This window comes from Terribium retamae (assembly GCF_022347545.1).
In the GTDB taxonomy this organism is placed as follows: Bacteria; Pseudomonadota; Alphaproteobacteria; order Rhizobiales; family Rhizobiaceae; genus Mesorhizobium; species Mesorhizobium retamae.
Genome location: NZ_JAKREW010000025.1, coordinates 15,868 through 35,693 on the forward strand (window position 1 = coordinate 15,868; position 19,826 = coordinate 35,693).

A 19,826-nucleotide genomic window follows, 5' to 3' on the forward strand; every position below is an offset into this window, starting at 1 on the left:
ACAAAATTGGTGTTCATGAGCAAGGCACCTATTTACGGAGTGATCGATCCGTTATTATCGTGGCCTCTGGTGCATTTCAAGAGTGATCGTTGTGATAAATAGAGATGAAGCCAAATCCCGCTCGCGTGGCCGACCGCGGGCTTTCGATCGCGACAAGGTTCTGGCGTTGGCCGGCGAGACATTCTGGAGATATGGTTATGAGGGCGCGTCGATCGCGGATCTCACTGCCGCCATGGGCATCACCCCGCAAAGCCTCTACGCGGCCTTTACGTCGAAGGCCGATCTCTATCGTGAAGCTCTAGGCTGGTATCAATCCCAGATCGGTGCGTTCACCCCGGCTGCGTTGCGTGAGCCGGATGTTATCCGCTCGTTCGAGCGCTTGCTGACGGAAACCGCGACGGAATTTTCCCGGCCCGGTCGTCCACAGGGCTGCATGATCTCGACCGCTGTGCTGACCTGCGCACGCGAGAACGAGCCTGTTGCGGAGATGGTCGCGCAGCAACGGGATACCACGCTCACCGCACTGCGCAAGCGGATCGAGCGTGGTGTTGCGGACGGTCAGTTGCGAAAGGAAACAGACGTTGCCGGCCTGGCGCGTTTCATCGGTGCGATCATTCAAGGGATGTCCGTGCAGGCACGGGACGGAGCCTCAGAGGCGGAGCTTCACGCAATCGCGCGCCTGGCGCTTGAACAGGTGCGCAACTTTCGAAGCCCGACTGGGACGGCCACTTGACGTGAAGCTGAGCCATCTTCGCACGATGCTGTTGACCCGCCTATAAACGTTTTCGACGATCGGTTGGCGGTTTTGCGGCTGTCAATCGGCCGACGAAGCACCGTTCCCCGTGCACGATCAGGAACCCGTTACCACTTCGAAGCCTTCGTGGACCCAGCCCGCAAGCCCACCGCTCATGATCTTGACCGGCCTGTCGAGATCCGCGAGCCGAAGCGCGCCGCGGGCGGCGCCGTTGCAGTGCGGACCGGAACAATAGGTCACGAAGATGGTGTCTTCACTCCATTGCTGCATCTTGGAGCGGATGATCTTGCGATGGGGAAGGTTGATTGCGCCTGGCACATGGCCTTTCGCGTAAAGCGCTGGGCTACGCACATCGAGCAGCACGAAATCCGCACCTTGCGACAGCGCGTCGTGAACATCCGAGCAGTCGGTCTCGAACTCGAATTCGGCGGAAAAATGTTCCCTGGCGCGGTCGCTGGCTGCTGGCCTGGTGGCAGTTACTGCGGTTGGCATGGCGGTCTCCTGTTGTGTCCGGCCGTTATCGTGCCCAAGGAGGTTCTCTTGCAATTGGCGTGAATGCCAATATACGTAAAGATCATGCCAAATGGTTCATCCAGTACATCGGGTCCGCTTGTCGTCGCACTGCTTTATGATGGCCTGTGCACGTTCGAATTCGGGATCATCGCGGAGATTTTTGGTCTCGCGCGGCCGGAAATGGGTCCGGGTTGGTACCGGTTCGCCAGTTGTCCCGTCGACGATGGGCCGCTACGGGCCCATGGCGGTTTCACCCTGGTGGCAGACGGCACACCGGACCTGATCGATCAGGCCGACATCATCGTGGTGCCGGGCTGGAAGGGCGCCGAAACTCCGGTTCCCGAGCCGCTTTGCCGAAGGCTTCGCGAAGCTCATGCACGCGGCGCGCGGCTGGCATCGATCTGTTCCGGCGCCTTCGTCCTGGCGGCAACCGGGCTTCTGGATGGCGGCTCGGCCACCACCCATTGGCGCTATGCCAGCGAGCTTCGTCGCCGCTACCCGAAAATCGAGGTCGATGACACATCGCTTTATCGCGATCATGGCCGCATTTTCACTTCCGCCGGCAGCGCCGCCGGCATTGACCTCATGATCGAGATCGTAAGAAGGGACTTCGGTGCCGCTGCGGCAAATTCCGTCGCACGACGGCTGGTCATGCCGGCGCACCGCGCGGGTGGGCAGGCGCAGTTTCTGGAGCGCCCGGTATCACAACGCAAGAGCTCGGATGTCGCGCCGCTTCTGGACAAGTTGCGGGTCAACCTCAAAACACGGTGGACTGTCGAGGATATGGCTGCCGAGTGCTCGATGAGCATGCGAACCTTCCTGCGCCGCTTCACCGAGGCGACCGGAACATCACCCGGCGAGTGGCTGACGGAGGAACGTGTCGCTTGGGCCAAGCAACTGCTGTGTCAGCAACGCCTGAACATGGAGGACATTGCCGAAACCGTCGGCTTTGGCAGTGCTCATACGTTGCGGCATCATTTTCGCCGGCAAATGGGCATCAGCCCGACTGAATATCGTGCGCGTTTCATGGCAGAGCCGGCGTGAACACTCGCGTTGCTTCGAGAAGGTTGTCTTGCCAGGGTGCTGCACATGCTAGCACCAGGACCGCCAGAGATTCGACTGATGCAGGGTTTGGCCCAGCAGGTCACCGCCTTGCGGCCGGAATTGCTCAACGCCGACGCGACTGTTGGTGAACTTGCCTGGGTCTGGAGCAAGGATTTCGATGCCCTCAGCCCGTTTTGGCGACACCGGTTGTGGTTGATCGACGGCAAGCTGGCTGCGTGGGGATGGGTTCATCTTCCTCATCGCATACCGCGCGGAGATGGGACGTTCCGCGAGGCCCGCGCCGCAAACCTGATCTGGCAGACGCACCCCGATCAACCGGAACTGCTGCATGAAATCCTGGATTGGTACGACGAAGCCGCCGGCGGCGTCGATCAATTGCTGGCGATACAGTCAGCGGATAGGGCGGCACAGGCCATCATTCCGGGACATGGATATGTGTTCGACGCGGAAGCCGGAGCGGACGACGGCTCATGGGTGCAATTCAACAGGCGCGAACTGACCGACCTTCCGGACCCGGTATTGCCCGACGGCTTCCGTTTTGTGATGGCGAAGGATGTGTCGCCGGCTCACGCCGTCAAGGCACATCGGGACGCCTGGCAATCGTCGAGTTTCAGCGAGGCTGCCTTCGAGCGTGTCCAGCACACCTGGCCATATCGCGGCGATCTTCACCTGCTTGTCGAGGCGCCGGACGGCACATTGGCCGCCACCGCGATCATCTGGTTGGACGACGCGACACAGACCGCTGAATTCGAGCCCGTCGGAACACACCAGGCTTTCCGGCGGCAGGGCCTGGGGACTGCGCTGCAGGCGTACGGCCTGCAATTGGCGAAAGCGGCCGGCGCGAAGCTCATGCTGGTCGCATGCCTCGGCGCACCGGCTCACCCGGCTGCCCGCAACATGTATTACGGTGTCGGCTTTCAGCCGTTCTCGCACGACCTGCCGCAGATCAAGACCGTCCGATAAGATCGATGGCAGAAGGCAGCCGTCAGCTTTTCGGCCCGAGATCCAGCCTTCCATCCAGGGCGATGTTTGCGAGGAACACTTCGTCGTGGCTGACCATCAGGATTGCTCCGTCATATGCGGTCAATGCTGCCTCCAAAGCCTCTGTCGCATCCAGGTCGAGGTGATTGGTAGGTTCATCGAGGAGCAGCAGCTGCGGCGGTATGGCCCGACCGAGTACACAGGCGAGGCCGGCACACAGTCTTTGCCCCCCACTCAGTGCCCGCACTTCCTGAAGAGCATCGTCGGCCCGAAATCGGAAGCGTGCCAGCGCGGCCCTGCATTCGTTCTCGGTTGCGTCGGGGTTGAGGCGGAGGAAGTTGTCTCTCAGCGATCGATCGGGGTCGAGCATGTCGACACGTTGATCCAGGAAAGCAAAGGGAACATTGAGATCGATTTTGCCACCTTGCGGATTCAACTCGCCGGCAATCAACGAAAGCAAGGTCGTCTTTCCGCTACCGTTGGGTCCGGTGATTGCAATGCGCTCGGGCCCGGTGACGGAGAGCGACAGGTCGCGGATAACCGGATGTGCGACGTCGTAGCCACCTGTTACGGCATTGAGCTTGAGAACCTGTCGGCTGGAGGGGAGACCCGTCGAAGGGATATCCATCCGGATTGGCTGCAAGATCTCGAACTGCTGCCTGGCCGACGACACGGCATCTTGAGCCCTGTCCTGTCGTATGTCCCGTAGGCGTGCATTCGCGCCGCCCGATGCTTCCGAGCGTCCTTTTGCGGCGTCGAGCAGAATCTTCGGCTGATCCCCGCGTGCACGGGATTTGCGTCCTGAGCTGTCTTTGCGAGCCTTGCGCTCCAGCGCCTGCTGAGCGCTGCGCTCCGTCTCGGCAAGGTGCTTTTCGGCGTCCGCCAATCTACGCTCGGTTGCCTGGCGTTCCTCGGCCTTGCGCCGCTGATAGGCGCTGCAATTTCCACCATAGCGCGTGGCGCCGAGTGTATTGAGCTCGACGACGGCATCCATCTCTTCAAGCAATTCACGGTCATGGCTGACAACGATCGCACCGGCGCGCCAGCCCCTCAGAAGATCGATCACCGCACGGCGTCCGGCGCGGTCGAGATTGTTCGTGGGCTCGTCGAGCAGCAGGAAATCCGGTTCCCGGAAAATCAAGGCGGCAAGGCTAGCACGCGTGCGTTGGCCTCCCGACAAGGCAGCGAGTGGCGTCTTGGCCTCCGCGTCCAGTCCGCAGCGGAGAAGCGCTGTTTCCATCCTGATCGGCAACGTCCAGTCCGCATCGGCAAGTTCCTCGGTGCTGGCTTCTCCAGTCTCCGCGCGATCCAGGACCGCCAGCGCGGGCGAAACGCCGAAGAGGTCGCCGACGGTTGCGCCGGACAGCGTTGGAATCTCCTGCTGCATAAATCCCAAGGTGCCGTGAACCTGAATTGTCCCCGCTTGCGGTGGAAGTGATGCCGTGATCAAGCGCAGCAAAGTAGTCTTGCCGGTGCCGTTGCGCCCGACAAGCCCCGTGCGTTCGGGCCCGAAGCTCAGGTTGATATTGGTGAAAAGCGGGACGCCGTCGGGCGTGGACCAGCCAAGGCCGGTAAGCGAAATGGATGCAGACATGGGATACTCGTTGCGTGACCGAAATGGCGAGGGCAGCGAGGATCAATTACATGTCTGAGAACTCCGAGAGGCGCTATTCCGTGCCAATCTAGGTGACATTGCCGAAAGAACAAGGGTTCGCCGCGAGATTGGGGTGAACGGGATGTCGAGGCGAGCGCATGCCGCCGCGATCCTTTGCGTCTCTGACGTCGGCCCAGGCTTAAATCGCCGTCCCGCAGTGCCTATTTGACGGATCGACAACCTCGACGGCCATGCTTGAAAACTGCCGGCAATCGTTGATCCGACCACTTCGAAAGGCGAATTGCTTTGCACGAACGTCTGCTTGAAATCGATGGAGGCCTGCTCCTAACGCTCGACGCCTTGCTACGTGACCGCAACGTCACCCACGCCGCTGCGCGGCTGGGTATCACGCAACCGGCGCTTTCTGCGCGGCTGATGCGACTTCGGCAGATATTCGGCGATCCGCTGCTGACGCCGGCAACGTCCGGCCGCGGCATGACACCGACATCCCATGCCGCCGCACTGCAGCCGGAACTGACCAAACTCATCGAACGATTGCGCGACTTCACCAATGCGGCGCAGGTTTTCGATCCGTCGACCAGCCAGCGCGTATTTCGCATCGCTGCCACCGACAATCCGGCGGCGATCCTCGCTCCGGACTTGATACCGCACCTCAGCAAGGTGGCGCCGAACATCCGTATCGCGCTTGTACTCCCGGACAAGCCGCGTATCGCGGCCTCACTCGAGGAGGGCGAAGTCGATCTCTATCTCGGCCTCGCCGAATGCGTCACCAACGGTCTGGTCGGCCGCACCCTATTCGATGAGGAATTCGTGACGGCGCAGCGCCGCGGCCATCCAAGGGGAAAGCGGCCTTTTGATCTCGACGAATTCTGCTCGCTTGATCACCTGCTCATCTCAGCGTCCGGAGGCAACTTCACCGGCATGGTCGATGAAGCGCTCGAAGCTCACGGGCGTGAGCGACGGGTGACCGTGTCAGTCCAGAGCTATGCGCTCGCCACGCTCGTCCTGATGAACAGCGACTGCATCTGCACTTTGCCGCGCCGCTTCCTGCAGCGTTTCACATCGTCGCTCGATCTCTTCGAGCCGCCGCTGGAGCTTGCACGCTTTCAACTGTCGGCCTTCTGGCACCAGCGTATGAGCGGCGACCCCGCCCATACGTGGTTGCGCGAGCAGGTTTTCCTGACCGCAAAGGCGCAAGGCCGTTCGATGAACTGACCGACGTTAATCCGACTGTTGACCGGCTGCTCCACCCCGGTTTCGGTACTCAACCGGGTGCCAGCTGTAAGAGCCGTTTCCCTCGGCGCGGATATGCCCGACACCGGGGAACTGCAGATGCGGTGCGGCTATCAACTGTCGCGTATCAGCGAAGCTGGGAAACATCTTTTCCCGTACGGCTGCCGCCTGATCAGGATCCACGTCATAGACAATGGTGATCGTCGGTTTCGGGAACTGCACCGACTCGACATGGATCGTGTCGCCGACGAAGACGATGGATTGTCCTTTGTTCGAAACGGTGAAGAAGGCGCTGCCTGGGGTGTGTCCGGGATGGAGGTTTCCCACGATCCCGGGAAGGATGGTTTCGTTTTCGGCGAAGGTTTTGACCTTGCCGGCCTTGGCCAGAACGCCGATCGTTTTTTCCGCCTCATCGAAATAGCGCCGGTCGTAACCGGTTCGTTGAGCGTTGGCCGGGGTGAGGAAGAAGTCGAGATCCGGCGCCCCGACATGCACTGTTGCATTGGCAAAAGCAGGTTTGCCGCTGTCGACCAGCCCACCTGTATGATCGGTGTGGATATGGGTGATCAGGATATCGGTGATGTCCTCTGGCTTGACGCCGACGCTGGCGAGGCTGTCACGCAGCTTGCCGCCAAAACCTGGCCCGAAGAGCGACCCCGAACCCGTGTCGACGAGGATTCGTCGCTCGCCATCGCGCAGCAGATAGACGTTGATCGACGCTTCGACAGGATTGGCTAGGAAGGAACGGTCGAGCAGCGCATCGACCTCCGACGGTGACGTGCGGGTCAGGAGTTTGTGCAGGTCCTGTGGAACCGTGCCGTCGGACAGTGCGATAATCTCGATGTCGCCGAGGGGGAAAGAATAGGAGTCCGCGGCCTGGGCATAGGAAGCTGACGCTTGCGTGCCGCTGTTTTCGGCAAAGGCTGGCATGGCGGCGCCGACAAGCAGGCTAAGCGCCATGGCGGCAAGGAGAGAGCGACGGTTCATGGGCAAAGGTCCTCTGTTATCGATGGACCTCAGCTATGCGCACCGGTCGCGCGCTTGAAATCGGAACGATGGATTGGACCGATAGATCGCGTTGATACCTTGAACGAGCAGCGTTCCGTTTCTCGGCAAAACAGGCTGAGCTGTTCCAACTCGTCCGGCAAACCACAGAACCTGGCATGAAAGAAGGTCGGCGTTTTCGAGCCCTTAACGATTGCCGTTTCGGTCGCCATCGCCTACATAGCGCGCAACCTCCGTTCAATTCGGCTTCCAATCCGTTCGATCCAAGGAAAGCGCGCGTGGCACGCCAGTTTATTTATCACATGTCCGGCCTTTCGAAGGCCTACGGCACCAAGAAGGTGCTGGAGAATGTCCATCTCTCCTTCTACCCCGATGCCAAGATCGGCATTCTCGGTCCCAACGGCGCCGGTAAGTCGACGATCCTGAAGATCATGGCCGGGCTCGACAAGGAGTTCACGGGCGAAGCCTGGCTGGCCGAGGGCGCGACCGTCGGTTACCTGGCGCAGGAACCGCATCTCGACCCGAACAAGACGGTGTTCGAAAACATCATGGAAGGTGTCGCCAAGAAGACGGCCATCATCGAGCGCTACAACGAGCTGATGATGAACTATTCCGACGAGACTGCCGATGAATCGGCCAAGCTCCAGGATGACATGGATCGTCTCAACCTGTGGGATCTCGAACAGCAGGTCGAGATGGCGATGGAAGCGCTGGCCTGCGCGCCCAAGGACGCCGACGTGACCAAGCTGTCGGGCGGTGAACGCCGCCGCGTAGCGCTCTGTAAGCTGCTGCTCTCCGAGCCTGATCTCCTGCTGCTCGACGAACCGACCAACCATCTTGATGCCGAGACCACGGCATGGCTTGAAAAGCACCTGCGCGCCTACAAGGGCGCCGTGCTGCTCATCACCCACGACCGCTACTTCCTCGACAATGTGACCGGCTGGATCCTTGAACTCGATCGCGGTCGCAGCATTCCTTACGAAGGCAACTACACCGCCTATCTGGAAGCCAAGGCCAAGCGTCTCAAGCAGGAAGGCCGCGAAGACGACGCCCGCCAGCGCGCCATCGGCCGCGAGCGCGAGTGGATCCAGTCTTCCCCCAAGGCTCGCCAGACCAAGTCCAAGGCGCGTATCAAGGCTTTCGAGGATCTGCTCGAACAGGCCAACAACCGCCGCCCGACCGATACGCAGATCGTCATCCCGCACGGCGAGCGCCTCGGCAATGTGGTCATCGAGGTTGCCGATCTCAACAAGGGCTTCGGCGACCAGCTGCTGATCGAAAACCTGACCTTCAAGCTGCCGCCCGGTGGCATCGTCGGCATCATCGGCCCGAACGGCGCCGGCAAGACCACGCTGTTCAAGATGATCACCGGCCAGGAAAAGCCGGATGCCGGCACCATCCGCATCGGCGAGACGGTCAAGCTCGGCTATGTCGACCAGAGCCGCGACGCGCTCGATCCGAACAAGACCGTGTGGGAAGAGATTTCCGGCGGCGCCGAAGTGGTCAAGCTCGGCAAGTTCGAAGCCAACACCCGTGCCTATTGTTCGTCGTTCAATTTCCGTGGCGGAGACCAGCAGCAGAAGGTCGGCAACCTGTCCGGCGGTCAGCGCAACCGCGTGCACCTGGCCAAGATGCTGCGCACCGGCGGCAACGTGCTGCTGCTCGACGAACCAACCAACGACCTCGACACCGAAACGCTGGCAGCGCTTGAAGACGCGCTGGAAAGCTATGCCGGCTGCGCAGTCATCATCAGCCACGATCGTATGTTCCTCGACCGCCTGGCCACTCACATCCTGGCCTTCGAAGGCGACAGCCATGTCGAATGGTTCGAGGGCAACTTCGAAGACTATGAGAAGGACAAGATCCGCCGTCTCGGCCCGGAGGCCGTCAATCCGCATCGGATGACCTACAAGAGACTGACGCGATAAGAATACCGACGCCCCGCCCAAAGCGGGGCGTTTTTCATTTCGAGCGTTCTGGGCAAACAGAACTGCCCCCAATGCTCATCCTGCTTCCCTGCAATTCCGGACGCAAACCGCAGCATGGTTTTGCAGGAATTGCTTCAGATTGGAGTTCGCACAATGAAAGACTGGTCCGCTTCGCTCTATCTGAAATTCGAGGACGAGCGGACGCGGCCGGCGCGGGACCTGCTCGCGCAGGTGCCTGTCGCAACCCCACGCCGCGTGGTCGATATCGGTTGCGGACCAGGAAATTCCACCGAACTTCTGGCCGAACGCTGGCCAGAGGCGCAGGTGATCGGCTTCGACACGTCGCCTGACATGATCGAAAAAGCCAAGGCGCGGCTGCCGAAGCTTTCCTTCGAGCTTGCCGACGCGGGAAGCTGGACCCCTGCCGAGCCGGTGGATGTCATCTTTGCCAATGCGGTGTTCCAGTGGCTGCCCGAGCATCCCTCGGTGTTGCAAAGGCTTTTGGGCCTGCTCGCACCCGGTGGGGCGCTTGCCGTCCAGATGCCCGACAATATGGATGAGCCGTCACACAGGCTGATGCGCGAGACGGCGTCTTCGATGCCTTTCGCCGAAAAACTTGCAAAGGCGGCACGCGCGCCACTGCCATCGGTTTCGTTCTATTATGACAGGCTGAAGCCGCATGCAGGGCGACTCGACATCTGGCACACGATCTACAACCATCCGTTGGCCGATGCTGCCGCGATCGTGGAATGGGTGAAGTCCACCGGCCTCAAGCCCTTTCTCGACCCGCTCGACGAGGTGGAAAAGAGCCAGTTCCTCGACCACTACACGGCAAAGATCGCACAAGCCTATTCGCCCACAGTGGATGGCAAGGTGCTGTTGCGCTTCCCGCGCCTGTTCATGGTCGCCACCCGCTGACATTGCAGTCTGCCGGCCGACAATTTAGCTGGCGTCGCTATTGTTTTGCTGTCTGCAGGGCGGACGCAGCGTCAACAGCTATGCGCGGCGCGGGATGAGGAAAGGCTCGCTTCGCAACGGAAGGTAGCGTAAACCGCATAGAAAAGCCGGCCGCATCGTTTCCCAGGATGCCGGTGGCAGCGCGGCCCCCCGCCGCCAGGAAAACGAGTTGGACATGCATCGCGTCATCATCAGCGGCATCGGCGTCGAAATCCCCGAAGCATCGATCACCAATGACGAACTGGTCGAAAGTTTCAACGCCTGGGTCGAGCTGGAAAACGTCAAGCGGGCCGAAACGGGTACGGAGCCTCTGCAGAAATCCGACGCCGATTTCATCGTGCATGCGTCAGGCATCAAGAAGCGCCATGTCGTCGAACGCGCGGGTATTCTCGACCCGACGCGTATGGCACCGCGGCTGCCGGCGCGCCCGGACGACGCGCTGTCGCTGCAGGCGGAGTTCGGCATAGCTTCGGCGCGCAAGGCGCTGGCTCATGCCGGAACGGAACCGGGCGAGATCGACCTGGTGATGGTCTCGTCTTCGCACCTGCAGCGTCCTTATCCCGCAATCGCCATCGAAATGCAGGAGGCGCTCGGTACCAGCGGCGCCGGCTTCGATATGGGGCTGGGGTGTTCCTCTGCCGCTGCGGCATTGCATGTGGCGACCAATCTGGTGCGCTCGGGCGCACAGAAGAAGGTACTGGTGACGACGCCCGAAATCATCACCGGCCATCTCAATTTCCGCGACCGCCAGACGCATTTCATCTTCGGCGACGCTTCCGTCTCGATGGTGGTGGAAGCGATCGAAGAAGGGGAGACCCGGCCTGGCCGTTTCGAGGTACTCGACACCCGGCTATGGACGCAGATGTCGTCCAACATCCGCACCAATCTCGGCTATCTAACCCGCACCACGCAGGACGATCCTTACATGATCGACCTCGAGGGCAACATGATCAAGCAAGTCGGCAACAAGGTGTTCAAGGAAGTCACCGTCGCCGGCCACAAGTTCATTGTCGAATTCCTGGCCGAGCATGGGCTGACGCCTCAAGGCATCCGCCGGTTCTGGCTGCACCAGGCCAATGCGCGCATGAACGCCATGATCCTGAAACTCGCTTTCGGCCACGAAGTGGGGCATGACCGCGCGCCGATGGTGCTGGAGCGGCTGGGCAATACGGCCGGCGCCGGTGCAATCATCGCGCTCAGTGAAAACCATGCAGATATGAAGCCGGGCGATTTCGGCCTGCTTTGCGCCTTCGGCGCCGGCTATTCGATCGGTGGTGCGCTTTTGGAGATGCAGTAGACTGGCTGTATCAATATCCTTCATCAGTTCATCAGCGCTTTCGACTGGACCGGCCATGCCGTTACAGTAGGTTGCGCCCTGTATTGAACCGCGGACAAGTAAGCCATGCTCGACACACAGCCTGAAATCGTGCCGGGCAAGAAACTCAGCGCTAAAGTCGCCGGCCTTTACGTTGCGTCGTCCGACGATTTCCAGACAAGGGCGGTGGAGCGGCTGGAGCTTGGTTTCGACGGCATCCCCGGTGATTTCCATGGTGGTCAAACCCGCCGCTCCGGCGGGCGGGAACCATGGTATCCGCGCGGCACCGAAATCCGCAACGAGCGGCAGGTATCGATCGTTGCCTTCGACGAACTGGCTGTGGTGGCCGAGCGCATGGGGCTTGCCGAGATAAAGCCAGAATGGATCGGTGCCAATCTGGTGATCGACGGCCTGCCCAACCTGTCGATGCTGCCTTCGGCGACGCTGCTGTTCTTTGCCGGCGGTGTTACACTGAAGATCGATGCGCAGAACAACCCTTGCCGTCTTGCCGGCCGCTCGATTGCCAGGAACGCCCGCATGGAGGACCAGGATGCCGGCTCTCTTCTGTTTCCCAAGGTGGCGAAGCGCTTGCGCGGGCTGGTCGCCTGGGTTGAAAAGCCCGGCGTTATCGAGGCCGGCGAGGAGATTTCAGTGCGCGTTCCCGATCAGTGGATTTATCGGAGTTGAGAGAGCTGTCTTCGGCAGAATCGACTGCGGTACGGGAAGAGCGCGCAGCCCGGTTTAGCTTGGATAGCTAACCGGCTTGGACCAGGCTGGGTCTTCGTGTTTATCCCAGTACAGTTTTTCCAGCTTCCTGGTGATCGGCCCGACTTTGCCGTCGGCGATCAGGCCACCATCGATCTTCGTCACCGGCATGATGCCACCGGCAGTGGAGGTGATGAAAACCTCGTCGGCGCTTTTGAGCGCCGTCACGCTGACATCGACAGCGTTGCAGTCGAGACCGAGTTCACCCGAGAGATCGAAAACCGTACGCCGAGTAATGCCGGCGAGAACGCCGATTGCCGGCGTTGACAATTTGCCCTCCTTGACGGCGAAGACGTTGAAGCCTGGGCCTTCGGCGACGTTGCCGTTGAAGTCGAGCAACAGGGCGGTCTCAGCCTTGCTGTCATAGGCATCGTAAAGGCCACGCACCAGATCGAGCCAGTGGTAGTTCTTGATCTCCGGATCGACCGAAGCAGGCGGGATGCGAATGCGGTTGCTGATCGCGACATGCAGGCCGCGCTCGCGCTGCTCGGCATTGGCGACCGAGCCGAAGGGGACGGCGAAAGCCATGAAGCGGTTGATCGCATCGCGCGGATCGCGACTGAATGTCGGGGAGGCGCCGCGGGTGGTGAGCATCTCGACATAGGAGGCGCGGTGGCCGGAGAGCGCCACACAATTGTGAAGGATTTCCGTCACCTGTTCGCGCGTGAATGGGATCGACATGCGCAGCCGCTCCATGCCCCCGAAGAAGCGTTCTATATGCAGGTCGAGGCGAAAGAAGCGGCCGTTCCAGACATGGACGGTGTCGTAAGTGGCGTCTGAGTGCAGGAAGCCCCAGTCGAGCACCGAGATCTTGGCTTCCGACATCGGCAGGTATTGCCCGTCGAGGAAGGCGACCCCGGCGGGATAGCTGTGCGGGTCGACATGACGGCTTTCAAGGACAGGCAAAGGGCTTGCGGTCTGGTCCATGGTCGTCTCCTCCGGGCCGTCGCAGCGGCTTGATGTTCCAACGTCATCTTCGGACGGAGGATGCCTGCAAACGATGCGCCATTCTCGCCAAAATGGCAGGCCACGTGCTCGCAAGATGATCAAAACGATACTGCGGTTGAAACGCAACGATCAGCGCAACGATCGTTTCAAAGCCGCCTTGGCGTTAGCGCATATGTTTCACCACCCGGCCTTCTTTGGCGCATGCGTCTTCAGGGGCTGTCTTATGCTTGGCATCGCTGAAGAGGAGGCAGGCGATGCCAGTGAGGGAGGTTGTTCTGATTGGCGATCCGCGGCTGCGGCAAGTCGCCTTGGCAGTCGACCTTGCCAAACATGATTGGCGGCCGGATGCGATAGACCTTGCCGACACGCTGGCCGACCTCAAGGGGCGGCTCGGTTTCGGCCGTGGTCTGGCCGGACCGCAGATCGGCTCACCCTGGCGGCTGATTGCCTTCGAATGCCGACTGGGAAGCTTCGTTGCCGTCAATCCGCACATCACCTGGCGCTCCGAGGAGGCTTTTTCCGTTCTGGATGATTGTTTCAGCATTCCGGGGCGGAAAGTGCCCGTGATGCGCAGCCGTTCCGTCACATTGCAATGCCTTGACCTCGATGGCCAAGCCCGCGTCTTCGAGCGCCTTGAACCCGACCTTGCCGAACTGGTGCAACATGAGGTGGATCATCTCGATGGGATATTGATGGTGGACCGAACCGTGTCGGAGGGAGGGAGGGGTGGAGTTGACAGGTGAACGGGGGCGACCTGGTTGAACGGCATCAGCCAGTCGTCGCGCTGGCCGTAAGCGTTGACGTCACTCAACGCGCAAGATCGAACGGCCACAAATGTTCACGGTACCCTCGGTAGTTGCGCCGCGCATCGAACGCGTCCGCTTCGAGCTTGGGCCGCGCTCGCTTCAGGTCGAGCGCAGCACGCCCGACATGTTGCGGATCGCCTTTTCCGGCGATGAATGATCGAGTGGGATTCCGGGTTCGCGACATTTCGTCGTAGAGATTGTCACCGATGGCTTTTCCAGAGAAGCATCAGACCGAAGCATTGCCCGCCTCTTTATTTCGCGTCAGATCTCAACCTGACGGCCCGTTCTAAAATCAGGCATATGAAGAGCATCGGAAAGTTCAAATCATGAAGAACGACAAATCCTCACGTGAGTTGAGCGAGATCCTGCGCGATCTCGCACGTGAGGAGGATGGGGTGGCGGAAGCATTGCGGCTCGCGGAAGCTCATCTTGTCGGCGAGCCGGGCGATACGGACATATTGGAGTGGCGCATCCGCTTGCTTGACCAAACAGGGCGCAGTGAGGATGCCCTGGTTGCATTCGAGCCATACAAGACCGCAATCCTTGCCCTGCAGCCCGAAAGCCCGCATCGCTGGCAAAAACTTGGTTTCGCGCTCTTTTGGCAGGCGGGGATCTGCCGCGCGATCGGCCGCAGGGAAGAGGCGCGCCGGCTGGTCCTTGAAGCGGTGACCAGGATCGGCAGCTTCGCCGATCATACGACTTGGATGACGGCTGCGAGATGGTTTTGGGAGGATGGCGAATTCGGTACCGCGGGGCGCCTCTGGTACGATGTCATGTTCAGGAGCAACGCCGACGTTGGCCTGGCCACCGAAATTCTAGAAACCACGACGGCCCTGGGCGACGAACACAACCATGATTGGGTATGGCTCGCACGCATGCGGGCGACCTTGACCGTTCCGGCGCGAAGACAGGAGCGCATCGAGGCCATGTTCCAGCGTGTCCAGCACCAGCCCCTGGCATGGCGCATCAGGGCCAGGGCGCGTGCCATAGCGGGTGATCTCGACGGTGCTTCCGCCGATCTCGATCGTTACCTCGAATTTGGCGGCGACCCCAGGGCACAGGTTTGGCGCGCGCAGCTCAACCATCATATGGGGCGGGCCCATGGCCTGGAGCAGATCGTGTGGAAGCGCACCCCCGAAGCGGGCGGACGCGATTATTATGCGGCAGGCTGCGACGTCGCGGAATTCATCGAGGAATTGCAGCAAGAGGGGCAATATGCCGGTGCCGATGATTTCGCACGTGCCCGTCGGGTGGAGGCTGAGGTCTACAAGCTCGGCGCAGAACGTTTCGAACATTACTTCAAGACGGGAGAAGGCAATAGCGAGGATACCGATCCGCACGTCTATGCAATGCTGTGCAACAATCTCGGCTCATCGTGGGGCATCGACCAGGAGCGTTACCTGGAGGGCATAGCCTGGCACGACAAAGGCTGGGCAGTCTCGCCCTTTTGGGAGCAATACGGCAACCGGCTGCAAAACCAGCTCCATGCTGGCCAATGGGCGGGTGTGATCGAATCCTATGAAGTTCTGCGCAGGGCTTTCGGCAGGAATTGGAGATATGAAAAACAACTGAATGGTATCGGTTATGCCTATGAGCAGCTCGGACGCCATGGCGACGTGATCGCCCTCTATGATGAATTTTCCGACTGGTGTTGGGCGTTCGAGACGAGCTGGCTCGAGTTCGACGAGGAAGAGAACCAGATCGGGCTGGTGTTGCGGGCGGCAAAGGCAGCCGCGCATCAAGGGCAGGACGATCTGTTGCGTGAGATCTCGCACAGGCTCAGGACCTCTGATCGTCTGACCCCGAACATGGCGGGCTTTCTCGCCAGGGTGTGGACGGACCACGGTGATCCGGCCGAGGCGGAGCGCTGCAGGCAGGCGCTCATTCCGCAGGAGCCGCCGGCGACGCCGGTCGCAACCAAGCGTCCTGACTTCGAAACCCTGAGGAAAATTCATGATGGCGTGCCGTTGAATTCGGGATATGGCGCTCTCACGCTGGCAGCGGACGATGAGCAAGACTGGCATTTCGTCGTCACGCGCTATCTGGCGCCAGCCAACGGCGATCCCTTTTGTCCCGTCAACATCGAAGCGCGACGCGAAGCAGAGCCGGGCGGCCTTGCCTGGCAGGTTGGTCTGGTCGAGGAGCCGGCCGGATGGCTAGGCCGCCTCGGCGGCCGCAAGGTCAACCAGCGTGTGCAGCTAATCCGTTCCGCCATGGGCTCGCTTGACGCCGATGCACTTCAGAGTGCCGACGAAACGGAGATCGAGATCTTCTGGCCGCAATTCCTGCAACGCTACCAAAGAGCGGACAAGATTTGGCGGCATCTCTGTGAGACAATAACTCTTGAGCAAATCGAGGCGCTTCTCGCTGAACTCGAGGCCGCCGGCTATGGATATGGCCAATGGCTTCATCTTGGCATCTGCCAGATTCAGCGTTCGCTCATCAACGGTCGGCAGGAACTCAGCCTTTGCTTCGACCGCTTGCGGGATGGTGATCCCGCTAGACCCGCCAAGGCCAGCGATTTCTATTATTACCGCTATCAGATCGCCGAAACCGAAGACCGACCTGTTCTTTGCTATCTCTATCAAGACAAGAACCACCAGGACGCTCGGGATATCGAGCCTGGCGCGCCTGATCTGGCGCTGGCCTCGCTCGACCACTTCCAGCGCATGACGCGCCGGCTGGAGCGTTGGCGCAGGCAACGAATGGGTTAATCGCTGGACTGATGCGTGTTCGCTTGCTCTCCTTGCAACGTTGCCTGCCACGCTACGGAAATGGCCATCCGCGCATCACCCCATAACTTCGCGCCGTTCGGGACTTGAACAAGCTGCGGTGACAACGGCTCGAGCTGTCAGAACCTGACACGTGCCTCGAACTTCACGCGGTCGAGCATGATCATGGACCGAAACTTGCGGATATTGGGGTTGGCGTAGAGCCGCTCCTTGGTGAAGGTCTCGAATGCAGCAACATCCTCCACCACGACGACGATCACGAAATCGGCGTCGCCGGTCACCATGTAGCACTGCGTCACTTCGGGGGCGCTGCGCATGTCGCGCTTGAAGGCGTCGATCAGGTCGAGCCGTTCGCTCTCCAGTTCGATATTGACCACTACCGTCAGCGATTTGCCGACCGCCTGCGGATCGACCAACGCGATATCGGCAACGATGACGCCTTCTTCCCGCAGCCGCCGCACCCTGCGCATGCACGAGGCGGCGGAAGAGGCGACGCGCTCTGCCAGTTCCGCAAAAGAAAGCCGGTTGTCCTCCTGCAACGCGTTCAGGATGCGCCGATCGAGATCATCCAACGGCGTATGGGGCATGTTGGTGGCCATTGCATCCCTTGCTTCAGCGTTCGCTCAGCAGATGTTTGATGAAAAGGTTGAACAGCTCGGTCTGGCTGGAGATGTCGAGCTTGGCGTAGATGTTCTTGCGGTGGATCTTCACCGTGCCCTCGGCAATGCCGAGAATGCGTCCGATCGACATGGATGAATGACCGCGCAATACCAGGCTGACGATGGTCTGCTCGCGTCGGGTCAGCCGCGACGGCGCAAAGGTGGCGAACGCGCGCTCGACGTCGTCGGCATCGTGCGGCTGGCCGGGTTCGGCCGCTGCGTCAGGCGCAAGATGCTCCCAATGCCGGCTGATCAGCATCGTGACCAGCGCCGCGGTCTGTTGCAGGTGGTCGAAATCGGCGGCCGAGAACGTGACGCTGGAATTTGCTCGCAACAATGAATAGGCAAGATAGAAACCGGGCTGCAGCGGCGTCAGGAAGACAATCTCTTCGCTCAGCGAGCCGGTTTCCATCGAGATGCAGGGATGGACGTCCGGCGAATTGTAATATTCGGCTTGGAAGAAGGCATCCGGCGCCAGGTCGGCCAGTCGATGCAGGCCTTGCGGCGCACGGCGCAGGCAAGCGGAATAAACGGCATCGAGCAGATAGGTGCCGTCGAGATAGTTGCGCATGATCTGCCGGGAAGAGACGTCGCCCAGTCCGTCGTGGAGCAGGGAAGGGCGTTCGCGACCGGGGTAAGCGAAGATGCAGGACAGGTCGAAGGGCGCGACAGTGCGCAGCGCGGCATCCAGCCGCTCGGCGAAGCCCGGCTTGCCGAGATGCGCCACCAACTCCGGCGTCGCTGCATGCCAGGTTGCAAGTGCCGTCTGATCATTCATTGCCATCGAACCTCCCGTCCGACGGATCGTCTGCCATCATGTTCCAGCGTCCCGTCTCCGAGGTTCGCTTGATATCCAACTCAAGCGAACTTCGGCGTCTGCCTATCCCTTAAGCCATATCCCTTTGGGGATATTTCACCCCCTGCGCGGCGCTGAAACTATGCCGGATAACCATGGGAGGGCCAGGACCAATCGACAGTGATTGGGGAGAACCCTCTTTGAAAGAGGGGACAAGCATGAGCAAGAGTTCGGACGGGCGCACCGCCGGCGTCACATACCAGACGGTGGACCAGAGTTATTTCGAGCAACGCCAGCTGCAAAGGCATGCTGGGTTGTTCTCGCTCTGGATGATGGGCGTTGGCGCCGTCATCGCCGGCGAATATTCGGGCTGGAACATCGGCTTCTCACAAGGAGGTTTCGGCGGCCTGCTGCTCGCGGCGCTGATCATCGGCTTCATGTATATCTGCCTTTGCTGTTCCATCGGTGAGATGAGTGCCGCGCTGCCGCATACGGGTGGTGCCTATTCCTTTTCGCGCACGGCGCTGGGTCCGTGGGGTGGCTTCACCACTGGCCTTGCCGAGAACATCGAGTTCGTGCTGGCGCCTGCTGCCAACATGTTCTTCATGAGCTCTTATCTCGCAGCCATATTCGGCACGCCGGAAAGCGCGCTGCCGCTGTGGTGGGTCGGCGGTTACGTTGTCATGTTGGGCCTGTCGCTGCGCGGCCTCGAACTTTCGATGCGGGTCGTCATTTATGTGACCGTCGCGGCGATCGCCGTGCTCCTATTCTTCTTCATCGTCGCCATCCCGCATCTGGACTTCACCCGCTACGCACTCAACATCGCGGCCGGCCCACAGGGGTCGACGCTGCTGCCGGAAGGCAATGGCGAATGGCTGCCCTTCGGCTTCACCGGCGTGATGCTGTCGCTGCCTTTCGCGGTCTACATGTTCCTGGCCGTCGAACAACTGCCGCTCACCGCCGAGGAGGCGAAGAACCCGACGCGTGACATGCCGCGAGCGCTGATCCTGTCGATCCTGACGCTGGCGGCGCTGGCGCTCGGCGTGCTGTTCTTCAGCGCTTCCATTCCGCAAGGCGCCCATGCCATGGGCTCGTCTGGCGAACCGCTGCTCGACGGCTTCCGTATCATTTTCGGTGACGGCTGGGCGAAGCTTCTGGCCTCGGTGGCGGTTCTGGGGCTCGCCGCTTCCTTCTTTGCCGGCTCCTTTGCCTCGGGCCGCAATATCTATTCGCTGTCGCGTGCCGGCTATCTGCCGACCGCGCTGTCGGTGACCAATGCCCGCACCAAGACGCCCAACATCGCGCTTGCCGCGGGTTCGGCTCTCGCCCTGTTCATGCTGCTGCTTGTCTGGTTCCTGGGGGGCCGGCACAATGTCGCTTTCATGGGCGGGTTCCTGGTCTCGATGATCGTCTTTGCGGGCATGGTCTCCTATGTGATGCAGAGCATTGCTTTCCTGAAGCTGCGCAAACTCTATGCCGCGATCGAGCGGCCTTTCGTCAGCCCGTTCGGCCGGTTCGGCGCCTACGCCACGATCCTGATCTGCCTGATCACGCTGGGTTATCAGTTCTTCGATCCGCTCTATCGCTGGGCGGCGATCGCAGCGGCTGTCTGGTATGCCATTGGCCTCGCCTATTTCGCCTTCTATCGCCGGCACCGCCTGGTGCTGTCACCTGAAGAGGAGTTTGCCGTGACGGGCGGTATGCGCGGCCAACCAGCGGAATGAGACCCGGTAAAACCGGCAAAGCCATAGCAA

General features: G+C 60.8%; 18 protein-coding genes. 12 read left to right on the forward strand and 6 right to left on the reverse strand.

Annotation, left to right across the window (positions count from 1 at the left end; genetic code table 11):
• Nucleotides 1–82 precede the first annotated feature (82 nt).
• Nucleotides 83–733 carry a TetR/AcrR family transcriptional regulator gene (locus L4923_RS20865; RefSeq protein WP_239368693.1) on the forward strand — a complete coding sequence of 217 codons (651 nt, stop codon included), beginning with the start codon at nucleotides 83–85 and terminating at the stop codon, nucleotides 731–733.
• 117 nt (nucleotides 734–850) lie between these two features.
• Here the strand turns inward: L4923_RS20865 and L4923_RS20870 are convergent, their stop codons facing one another.
• The gene (locus L4923_RS20870; protein WP_239368695.1) at nucleotides 851–1,246 is read right to left on the reverse strand and encodes a rhodanese-like domain-containing protein; all 396 of its coding nucleotides are present in this window, start codon (nucleotides 1,244–1,246) and stop codon (nucleotides 851–853) included.
• Nucleotides 1,247–1,330: 84 nt separating this feature from the next.
• Here L4923_RS20870 and ftrA point away from each other — a divergent pair, with 84 nt between their 5' ends.
• Complete coding sequence (ftrA, locus tag L4923_RS20875; protein WP_239368697.1) at nucleotides 1,331–2,311, forward strand: transcriptional regulator FtrA; 981 nt, start codon at nucleotides 1,331–1,333, stop codon at nucleotides 2,309–2,311.
• Nucleotides 2,312–2,389: 78 nt separating this feature from the next.
• Nucleotides 2,390–3,295: a GNAT family N-acetyltransferase gene (locus tag L4923_RS20880; protein WP_239368699.1), complete on the forward strand. Its 906-nt coding sequence runs from the start codon at nucleotides 2,390–2,392 to the stop codon at nucleotides 3,293–3,295.
• 22 nt (nucleotides 3,296–3,317) lie between these two features.
• Here L4923_RS20880 and L4923_RS20885 read toward each other — a convergent pair whose 3' ends face one another.
• Nucleotides 3,318–4,907 (reverse strand): ABC-F family ATP-binding cassette domain-containing protein, encoded by a 1,590-nt coding sequence (locus tag L4923_RS20885; RefSeq protein WP_239368701.1) that lies wholly within the window; start codon nucleotides 4,905–4,907, stop codon nucleotides 3,318–3,320.
• Between the two features lie 306 nt (nucleotides 4,908–5,213).
• Between L4923_RS20885 and L4923_RS20890 the strand changes: the two genes are divergently transcribed.
• Nucleotides 5,214–6,143 (forward strand): LysR family transcriptional regulator, encoded by a 930-nt coding sequence (locus tag L4923_RS20890; RefSeq protein ID WP_239368703.1) that lies wholly within the window; start codon nucleotides 5,214–5,216, stop codon nucleotides 6,141–6,143.
• 6 nt (nucleotides 6,144–6,149) lie between these two features.
• Here the strand turns inward: L4923_RS20890 and L4923_RS20895 are convergent, their stop codons facing one another.
• Nucleotides 6,150–7,148, reverse strand: a complete 999-nt coding sequence (locus tag L4923_RS20895; protein ID WP_239368705.1) for an MBL fold metallo-hydrolase — start codon at nucleotides 7,146–7,148, stop codon at nucleotides 6,150–6,152.
• Nucleotides 7,149–7,444: 296 nt separating this feature from the next.
• On the opposite strand from L4923_RS20895, the gene ettA reads away from it, so the two are divergent.
• The 4 genes from ettA (at nucleotide 7,445) to L4923_RS20915 (ending at nucleotide 12,053) form a co-directional block, all read left to right on the forward strand.
• Nucleotides 7,445–9,094, forward strand: coding sequence for an energy-dependent translational throttle protein EttA (gene ettA, locus L4923_RS20900; protein ID WP_239368707.1), 1,650 nt, complete (start codon nucleotides 7,445–7,447; stop codon nucleotides 9,092–9,094).
• Between the two features lie 153 nt (nucleotides 9,095–9,247).
• Nucleotides 9,248–10,012: a trans-aconitate 2-methyltransferase gene (tam, locus tag L4923_RS20905; protein ID WP_239368709.1), complete on the forward strand. Its 765-nt coding sequence runs from the start codon at nucleotides 9,248–9,250 to the stop codon at nucleotides 10,010–10,012.
• 214 nt (nucleotides 10,013–10,226) lie between these two features.
• Nucleotides 10,227–11,348: a beta-ketoacyl-ACP synthase III gene (locus L4923_RS20910; protein WP_239368806.1), complete on the forward strand. Its 1,122-nt coding sequence runs from the start codon at nucleotides 10,227–10,229 to the stop codon at nucleotides 11,346–11,348.
• Nucleotides 11,349–11,453: 105 nt separating this feature from the next.
• Nucleotides 11,454–12,053 (forward strand): MOSC domain-containing protein, encoded by a 600-nt coding sequence (locus tag L4923_RS20915; protein ID WP_239368711.1) that lies wholly within the window; start codon nucleotides 11,454–11,456, stop codon nucleotides 12,051–12,053.
• A 54-nt stretch (nucleotides 12,054–12,107) separates the two neighbouring features.
• Here the strand turns inward: L4923_RS20915 and L4923_RS20920 are convergent, their stop codons facing one another.
• Entirely contained in the window at nucleotides 12,108–13,058 is a 951-nt protein-coding gene (locus L4923_RS20920; RefSeq protein ID WP_239368713.1) for an aminotransferase class IV, read from the reverse strand.
• 275 nt (nucleotides 13,059–13,333) lie between these two features.
• Between L4923_RS20920 and L4923_RS20925 the strand changes: the two genes are divergently transcribed.
• From L4923_RS20925 to L4923_RS20930, 3 genes are all read left to right on the forward strand, one after another.
• On the forward strand, nucleotides 13,334–13,822 hold the full coding sequence (locus L4923_RS20925) for a peptide deformylase (protein WP_239368715.1): 489 nt from the start codon (nucleotides 13,334–13,336) through the stop codon (nucleotides 13,820–13,822).
• A gap of 91 nt (nucleotides 13,823–13,913) precedes the next feature.
• Entirely contained in the window at nucleotides 13,914–14,042 is a 129-nt protein-coding gene (locus tag L4923_RS30970; protein ID WP_275448507.1) for a hypothetical protein, read from the forward strand.
• Nucleotides 14,043–14,211: 169 nt separating this feature from the next.
• Nucleotides 14,212–16,599, forward strand: a complete 2,388-nt coding sequence (locus L4923_RS20930) for a tetratricopeptide repeat protein (protein ID WP_239368717.1) — start codon at nucleotides 14,212–14,214, stop codon at nucleotides 16,597–16,599.
• A 137-nt stretch (nucleotides 16,600–16,736) separates the two neighbouring features.
• On the opposite strand, the gene L4923_RS20935 is transcribed toward L4923_RS20930, so the two are convergent.
• Nucleotides 16,737–17,216, reverse strand: coding sequence for an Lrp/AsnC family transcriptional regulator (locus tag L4923_RS20935; protein ID WP_239368719.1), 480 nt, complete (start codon nucleotides 17,214–17,216; stop codon nucleotides 16,737–16,739).
• 13 nt (nucleotides 17,217–17,229) lie between these two features.
• Nucleotides 17,230–18,060, reverse strand: coding sequence for a helix-turn-helix transcriptional regulator (locus L4923_RS20940; protein WP_239368721.1), 831 nt, complete (start codon nucleotides 18,058–18,060; stop codon nucleotides 17,230–17,232).
• Between the two features lie 230 nt (nucleotides 18,061–18,290).
• Between L4923_RS20940 and L4923_RS20945 the strand changes: the two genes are divergently transcribed.
• Nucleotides 18,291–19,796: an amino acid permease gene (locus L4923_RS20945; protein WP_239368723.1), complete on the forward strand. Its 1,506-nt coding sequence runs from the start codon at nucleotides 18,291–18,293 to the stop codon at nucleotides 19,794–19,796.
• Nucleotides 19,797–19,826: the final 30 nt, after the last annotated feature.

Excerpts from the sequence above, each read along its gene's own strand:
- L4923_RS20870 (WP_239368695.1), bottom strand. The coding sequence starts at position 1,246 with ATGCCAACCGCAGTAACTGCCACCAGGCCAGCAGCCAGCGACCGCGCC.
- ftrA (WP_239368697.1), top strand. The coding sequence starts at position 1,331 with ATGCCAAATGGTTCATCCAGTACATCGGGTCCGCTTGTCGTCGCACTG.
- L4923_RS20880 (WP_239368699.1), top strand. The coding sequence starts at position 2,390 with ATGCAGGGTTTGGCCCAGCAGGTCACCGCCTTGCGGCCGGAATTGCTC.
- L4923_RS20885 (WP_239368701.1), bottom strand. The coding sequence starts at position 4,907 with ATGTCTGCATCCATTTCGCTTACCGGCCTTGGCTGGTCCACGCCCGAC.
- L4923_RS20895 (WP_239368705.1), bottom strand. The coding sequence starts at position 7,148 with ATGAACCGTCGCTCTCTCCTTGCCGCCATGGCGCTTAGCCTGCTTGTC.
- tam (WP_239368709.1), top strand. The coding sequence starts at position 9,248 with ATGAAAGACTGGTCCGCTTCGCTCTATCTGAAATTCGAGGACGAGCGG.
- L4923_RS20910 (WP_239368806.1), top strand. The coding sequence starts at position 10,227 with ATGCATCGCGTCATCATCAGCGGCATCGGCGTCGAAATCCCCGAAGCA.
- L4923_RS20915 (WP_239368711.1), top strand. The coding sequence starts at position 11,454 with ATGCTCGACACACAGCCTGAAATCGTGCCGGGCAAGAAACTCAGCGCT.
- L4923_RS20920 (WP_239368713.1), bottom strand. The coding sequence starts at position 13,058 with ATGGACCAGACCGCAAGCCCTTTGCCTGTCCTTGAAAGCCGTCATGTC.
- L4923_RS20925 (WP_239368715.1), top strand. The coding sequence starts at position 13,334 with ATGCCAGTGAGGGAGGTTGTTCTGATTGGCGATCCGCGGCTGCGGCAA.
- L4923_RS30970 (WP_275448507.1), top strand. The coding sequence starts at position 13,914 with ATGTTCACGGTACCCTCGGTAGTTGCGCCGCGCATCGAACGCGTCCGC.
- L4923_RS20930 (WP_239368717.1), top strand. The coding sequence starts at position 14,212 with ATGAAGAACGACAAATCCTCACGTGAGTTGAGCGAGATCCTGCGCGAT.
- L4923_RS20935 (WP_239368719.1), bottom strand. The coding sequence starts at position 17,216 with ATGGCCACCAACATGCCCCATACGCCGTTGGATGATCTCGATCGGCGC.
- L4923_RS20940 (WP_239368721.1), bottom strand. The coding sequence starts at position 18,060 with ATGGCAATGAATGATCAGACGGCACTTGCAACCTGGCATGCAGCGACG.
- L4923_RS20945 (WP_239368723.1), top strand. The coding sequence starts at position 18,291 with ATGAGCAAGAGTTCGGACGGGCGCACCGCCGGCGTCACATACCAGACG.